Raw genomic sequence first — 6000 nt, 5'->3', positions numbered from 1 at the left:
GTGCCTGAACTTCTTCGCCGCTGCCGGTTATGATCGCGTCTGATCAGAATCTGCTCTAGGTCCGCCCCGCGGAACGGGCAGTTGCCTTGCGCTCAGGCCGCATCTCCAGCGGTGAACGTTCGCCGTCGAGCCAATCCTGCTCCCTGGCCAATGCGCGCCAGGCTTCTTCCATGCGCTTGTAGCGGTTGTAGGTCGGCTCGTCGGGCGCATGCTCGGCGAGCTGGGCGCAGTTCTCCGCATTTTCGAGGAAGTGCTGCGACTGCTTCATCATGGGAAGTCCTCCGTTGAAGAGGACGTGGGGACCTGATTCAGGCTATTCAACGCGGAGAATGTGATCATTTCGCCATCCAGGTGAATGCCTGTTCAGCAAAGTTCCCGATCGATCGTTTCAGGCGATGTGCACGGGAGAAAGCATAGCGTCGCTCCGGACGAAGCGGGATCAGGTCGCGGGCGGCGGCGACGTAGCAGATTATCACAGCCGCAGGATCGCGTGACGGATATCCGACGGGGTCGCGTTGTAGGCGCGGCGGAAGGTTCGATTGAAGTAGGAGAGATCGCTGAAGCCGCACTCGAACGCGATCGCGCTGATCGTCAATGTTGCAAAGCGCGGATCGCGCAGCATTTGCAGGGCGCGTTCGAGCCTTCGGGCGAGCACGAATTCGGAGAAGGTCGTGCCGTCGCGTTCGAACAGCTTGTGGACATAGCGCGGCGTCACGCCGTGGCGCAGCGCCACCGTGGCGGCGGAGAGGTCGCCGGCGCCGAGGCGGTCCCGGATCTCCGCCTTCATCGATTGCAGCCGCGCGGCTGCGACGCCGCGCTGCTGGGCCTCATGCGCCGCATCGGTTTTCGCGCCGATCGCAAGCGCGGCGAGATCGACGATGTGGCTCGCGGCGGCCTTGGCCAGCACGGCATCGAGCGGGCCGCTGCCCTGCAAGGTCTGCACATAGCGGATCAGGAGCCGAAGCGCGCCATTGTCGGCGGGAATCTGCCGCGCGTAGGCCGCGCCGAGATGCGGGACGAGGGCTGCGACATCAGGCCGTGGAAGCACGAGGGTGATGAAGCTGCCGGAGGTGTGCATCGTGTTCACCGACGGATCGGTGCCCGAGATCACCGAGGCGGTGCCGGGTCGAACGGTGAGCTCGCGACCGAGCTGCCGTGTGGTGGCGGCTCCGTTGAGCAGCATCGACAGTCCAAAGCCGTCGCGTGCGGTGGCAAGATGTTGCCTTGTGATGTGATAATGGGCAGGCGAGCGCGATCCCGTCACCACGCCGACGTCCGGCAGGCCCTGGAAGGTCACGCTGGCATGAAACGGCGTGTCGTCGATCGTCTCGATGTCGACATTGGCGATGTTGCGGCCATAGATCTCGCGCCACATGGCCAGACGCCGCCGGGCGGGAAACGCGTCAGTCGAGGCCTGAACGGGGGTGAAGAAGGGACGTGGCGAGGTCATGCTCCGTAGTCGCAACCCACCGCCCGGCAGTTCGATGGCGTTGACCTGTTGATATCGGATTCTCGCGTCATTTCAATCGCCATCGTCCACTGTGGCAGCGATGCATCGTCTGCCGTCAAATCGCAGAGGTGTTCACTGGAGTCCAATCCAGTTCATCCCAGTCCGAGCGCACCCCGGCTCCCCCGGATAGGTCTCCCCAAGCCGAAGCAGCAACGTCTGCATGGAAGGCGCCGCCTGTTGCACAGGTGCCGCCCGCCTTGCCGACCTGCATGGAGGCTCTCGCGTCGCCATTGCGCGACGGGAGACGGTTTCAGGAGGAGCTGGAATGAGAAGAGGTCTCGGAATTCGCAAGGTGCTGCTCGCGACGACGGCGGTCACTGCACTCGTCGGATGTGGCGTCGCTTCGGCCATGGCCGGCGATACGGAGGCGCTTCTCTCGCTGCTCGCCAGCAAGGGCGTGATCTCGTCGAGCGAAGCCCGCGCGGTCAGCTCGGCGCCGTCAGCCGAGCAGGGCGACCGCCTCGTGGCGCTGCTGCGCCGGAAGGGCGTCCTCGCCGACGGCGAGGTGCAGGCGCTGAAGTCGAAGTCGCGGCCGGTGAGTGTGGCCACGTCGGACGCGCGCCCAGCCCCGACGGCCGTCGTGCCGCCACCGGCCGCGGCACCCGGCGGCCCGGCGCCGATGCCGCGCAAGGCCGCCGCCATCGAGATCGGCGGCTTCGAGATCGCCCCGGTCGGATACCTCGCGCTGACGGGCGTAAGCCGCAATACCAACACGGGCAATGCGACCACGACCAATTTCGGCGCGATCCCGTTCTCCAATACGGTCCAGGGCCAGATGACCGAGACACGGCTCTCGGCGCAGAACTCGGTGCTCGGACTGCGCGCGCACGGCAACATCAGGGGCGTCGACCTCACCGGCTATTTCGAGGGTGATTTCAACGGCAACGATCCCGCCAACGTGAACGTCAATTCGAACAGCCACACCTTCCGCATGCGGCTCGCTTATGCCGATGTGAAGGTGGGTCAGTTCGAGACCAGCTTTGGCCAGACCTATAGCTGGCTCACGCCGAACCGGTACGGCATGGGCCCCGATCCGTCGGATATTTTCCTGACCAACAATATCGATCAGAGTTTTCAGGTCGGGCTGCCTTGGGCGCGCCAGGCGGCGGCGCATTTTGCATGGCACGCGACGCCGAATTTTACGATCGGCGCCGGCGTCGAAAACCCGCAGCAATACGTCGGTGCCGGCGAGGTCGTCTACCCGTTCGCCTTCAATGCGCAGCTCGGACCGCAATTCGACACCGGAGCCCTTCCCGGCACGCCGAACCGGATGCCGGATGTGGTCGCCAAGGCGGCCTATGACAGCGATGTCTGGTCCGGGACGCGGCTGCATCTCGAGGCGGCCGGCATGTGGCGGCATTTCCGGGCCACGGCTCTCCCGACCCACATCGGATCGAACTTCGGCTGGCACGATGCGAACGGATGGGCGACGACGGTTGCGGCGAATCTCGAATTCTTCAGGACCTTCACGCTTGTGGGCAATGCGTTCTGGAGCGCTGGCGGTGGCCGCTATCTCGGAGCGCTCGGTCCGGATGTTGTCCCCACAGTGACCGGTAGCGCGGGCGTGTATGATGTCGCGCTCTCGACGGTTCGCTCGCACGGCTATCTCGCCGGCTTCGAGTGGCGCGTACTCCCGCCGACGATCCTGGCGGCCTATTACGGTCAGGCATTCTTCGACAGCAACTACTTCCTGGATCCTACGAACCCGGTCCCCGGTCGCTATGCCGGCTTTGGCTTCCCGGGCTCGCCGATCGCCGCCAACAAGCAGATCGAACAATGGACGCTCGACCTCAAGCATACCTTCTGGGCCGACCCGCAATACGGCGCCATCACGGGCCTCGCGCAGTACTCGTTCCTGCGGCGTGAGCCTTGGTTCGTGGCGGCAGGTGCGCCGCCCGATGCGCACACGCACCTGTTCTTCACCGAACTGCGCTACCAGCTCCCCGGCAATTAAGCGAAACGCGAAGGATGAGACCAATGATCAAGCACGCAATTGCCCTCGCTTCGCTGTTGGGCGTTGTCGCCGGCCAGGCCGCAGCGGCGGATCTCGCGGCGGTGCCCTATGCGCAGGCCACGACGGTCGGCGCACCCTGGACCGGATTCCATCTCGGCGTCGCCGGCGGCTGGGGGCGCGGAACCTCGCGCCAGGACCAGACCGGCGCTCCGTTCGGCGGCGTCGGTGATTCCGGAGATTTCACCCAGGCCGGGTGGATCGCCGGTGCCACGGTCGGCTACGACTGGCAGTTCAGCAATTTCACCGTCGGGGTCGAGGGTGACATCTCGGCGGCCGATATCGACGGCAACACGTCGAATGGCGGCTGCGCCGGCCCAGTTCCCTGCCGGACGAAGATCACTTGGCTGCACACCGGCCGCGGCCGCGTGGGCGTGGCGTTCGGCCAGTTCATGCCTTACATCACCGGCGGCGTTGCTTTCGCCGGGCTCAAGGCAACGAACTTCAACACAGAGAACTCCCAGCCGAATGGTATGTGGGGAGCCGTCGTCGGTGGCGGCCTGGAATGGATGTTCCTGCCGCAATGGTCGGCAAAGGCGGAGTATCTCTTCATCCCTTCGTTCGGGACGTCGACGCCGAGCGACTTGGCTGGCAAGCTGACCGAGCGCAATGTCAGCCTGGCGCGGTTCGGCGTGAACTACCACTTCGGCGGCGACGCAGCGGTGACGGCGCGCTACTGAACGCCAGGCGATTCTGCGCCGGGCCTGGAGCGGCCGGGCCTCAGGTCACCGGCGCCGGATTGAACAGCGTGAGATCGTTGTGGATGCCCCAACGATCTGACCACGGCTTGGTGCGGCCGCTGGCGACGTCGAGGATCAGGCGGAACAGGTCCCAGCCGGTTTCCTCGATGGTCTTCTCGCCGGTCGCGATGCAGCCGGCGTCGAAATCGATCAGGTCCTTCCAGCGGCGCGCAAGCTCGCTGCGGGTCGCGACCTTGATGACAGGCGCGGCGGCAAGGCCATAGGGCGTGCCGCGGCCGGTGGTGAATACCTGCAAGGTCATGCCGGAGGCGAGCTGCAACGTGCCGCAGATGAAGTCGCTCGCCGGCGTCGCGGCGAACAGCATGCCCTTCTGCCGCGCCTTCTCGCCGGGCGACAGCACGCCCGCGATCGGGCCCGAGCCCGACTTGACGATCGAGCCGAGCGACTTCTCGACGATGTTGGCAAGCCCGCCCTTCTTGTTGCCCGGCGTTGTGTTAGCGCTGCGGTCGGCGCCGCCGCGCGCGAGATAGGCATCGTACCAGGCCATCTCGCGTACCAGCGCGCGGCCGACGTCCTCGTTGATAGCGCGGCGGGTCAGGAGCTGAATGGCGTCGCGGACTTCGGTCACTTCCGAGAACATCACGGTCGCTCCGGCCCGCACCAGAAGATCGGCGGCGAAGCCGACGGCGGGATTGGCTGTGACCCCGGAAAACGCGTCGCTGCCGCCGCATTGCAGGCCGATCACGAGATCGGAGGCCGGGCAGGTCTCGCGCTTGCGGGTGTTGAGCACCTTCAGCCGCGCCTCGGCCTGGGTCATGATGGCATCGACGATCGCGCCAAAACCGTCAAAGGCCTCGTCCTGCATCCGCACGATGGCGTTGTCGATGCCCTCAGGCACCAGCCGTTCGGGCGCAAGCTTCTCGCAGCCGAGGCCGACAACCAAAATCTCGCCGCCGAAATTCGGATTGAGTGCCAGATTCTGCAACGTGCGGATCGGCACCACCGCGTCCGGCGCTGATATCGCGACGCCGCAGCCATAGGCATGGGTGAGCGGCACGACGTCGTCGACATTGGGATATTTCGGCAAGAGCTCGGCACGGATGCGCTTCACCGCATATTCCATCGTGCCCTTGACGCATTGCACCGAGGACGAGATGCCGAGGATGTTCTTGGTGCCGACCGAGCCGTCCGGATTGCGATAGCCTTCGAAGGTGAACCCTTCGAGTGGCGGCAGCGGCGCGGGTACGGCGGTTGCGATCTCGAGCTGGTCGAGCGCCGGCGCCTCCGGCATGCGGATACGGGCCTCGTCGACCCATTCGCCGGCGAGGATCGGCGACAGCGCGGTGCCGATCACCTCGCCGTAGCGGATGATCGGCGCGCCCTCGGCGATGTCGATGAGCGCGGTCTTGTGTCCTTGCGGCACGTAGGCGCGCAGCGTCAGGCCGCAGGCAAAGCGGGAGCCGGCAGGCAGGCCGAAATCGTTCACGACGATCGCGACATTGTCGCGCTCGTTGAGCCTGATGTAGCGGGGCTGCTCCTTTGCACCGATCGACTGGTCCATACGTACGCTCCTACGGGATTATTGCGAACTAGCTCTGGATGAATTGAGCCGATTCGGGCTTCTCTTCACCTCTCCCGCTCGCGGGGTCGAGACGAGCGAAGCTCGCTCTTAGGTCGGATCGCATCGGAGATGCGATCCGGGTGGGGGCTCTCTCAGCAATGCGACTCGTGGTGATACCCCCACCCCAGCCCTCCCCCGCAAGCGGGAGAGGGAGCGC

At 65.5% G+C, this 6000-nt stretch carries 5 protein-coding genes; 2 read left to right on the top strand and 3 right to left on the bottom strand.

All coding sequences use genetic code 11. The annotated features are described in order from the left end of the window. Positions 1 to 55: 55 nt before the first annotated feature. Both ACFFWD_RS13475 and ACFFWD_RS13470 read right to left on the bottom strand, forming a co-directional pair. Complete coding sequence (locus ACFFWD_RS13475) at positions 56 to 271, bottom strand: hypothetical protein (RefSeq protein WP_376965758.1); 216 nt, start codon at positions 269 to 271, stop codon at positions 56 to 58. A gap of 201 nt (positions 272 to 472) precedes the next feature. After that, positions 473 to 1450, bottom strand: a complete 978-nt coding sequence (locus tag ACFFWD_RS13470; RefSeq protein WP_376965756.1) for an AraC family transcriptional regulator — start codon at positions 1448 to 1450, stop codon at positions 473 to 475. A 325-nt stretch (positions 1451 to 1775) separates the two neighbouring features. Between ACFFWD_RS13470 and ACFFWD_RS13465 the strand changes: the two genes are divergently transcribed. Together ACFFWD_RS13465 and ACFFWD_RS13460 are read left to right on the top strand one after the other, a co-directional pair. Further along, positions 1776 to 3464, top strand: coding sequence for a hypothetical protein (locus ACFFWD_RS13465; RefSeq protein WP_376965754.1), 1689 nt, complete (start codon positions 1776 to 1778; stop codon positions 3462 to 3464). Positions 3465 to 3487: 23 nt separating this feature from the next. Further along, positions 3488 to 4201 carry an outer membrane protein gene (locus ACFFWD_RS13460; RefSeq protein ID WP_376965752.1) on the top strand — a complete coding sequence of 238 codons (714 nt, stop codon included), beginning with the start codon at positions 3488 to 3490 and terminating at the stop codon, positions 4199 to 4201. Between the two features lie 40 nt (positions 4202 to 4241). Here the strand turns inward: ACFFWD_RS13460 and garD are convergent, their stop codons facing one another. Further along, positions 4242 to 5783, bottom strand: a complete 1542-nt coding sequence (garD, locus tag ACFFWD_RS13455) for a galactarate dehydratase (RefSeq protein ID WP_376965751.1) — start codon at positions 5781 to 5783, stop codon at positions 4242 to 4244. Between the last annotated feature and the right edge of the window lie 217 nt (positions 5784 to 6000).

It is taken from the genome of Bradyrhizobium erythrophlei (assembly GCF_042430365.1).
In the GTDB taxonomy this organism is placed as follows: Bacteria; Pseudomonadota; Alphaproteobacteria; order Rhizobiales; family Xanthobacteraceae; genus Bradyrhizobium; species Bradyrhizobium erythrophlei.
Note: the sequence above shows the minus strand (reverse complement) of the source record. Positions and strands in the feature narration are given on the sequence as shown.

Bases quoted from the DNA above. Each gene is read 5' to 3' on its own strand.
- garD (WP_376965751.1), bottom strand. From the start codon at position 5,783: ATGGACCAGTCGATCGGTGCAAAGGAGCAGCCCCGCTACATCAGGCTC.
- ACFFWD_RS13470 (WP_376965756.1), bottom strand. From the start codon at position 1,450: ATGACCTCGCCACGTCCCTTCTTCACCCCCGTTCAGGCCTCGACTGAC.
- ACFFWD_RS13460 (WP_376965752.1), top strand. From the start codon at position 3,488: ATGATCAAGCACGCAATTGCCCTCGCTTCGCTGTTGGGCGTTGTCGCC.
- ACFFWD_RS13465 (WP_376965754.1), top strand. From the start codon at position 1,776: ATGAGAAGAGGTCTCGGAATTCGCAAGGTGCTGCTCGCGACGACGGCG.
- ACFFWD_RS13475 (WP_376965758.1), bottom strand. From the start codon at position 271: ATGATGAAGCAGTCGCAGCACTTCCTCGAAAATGCGGAGAACTGCGCC.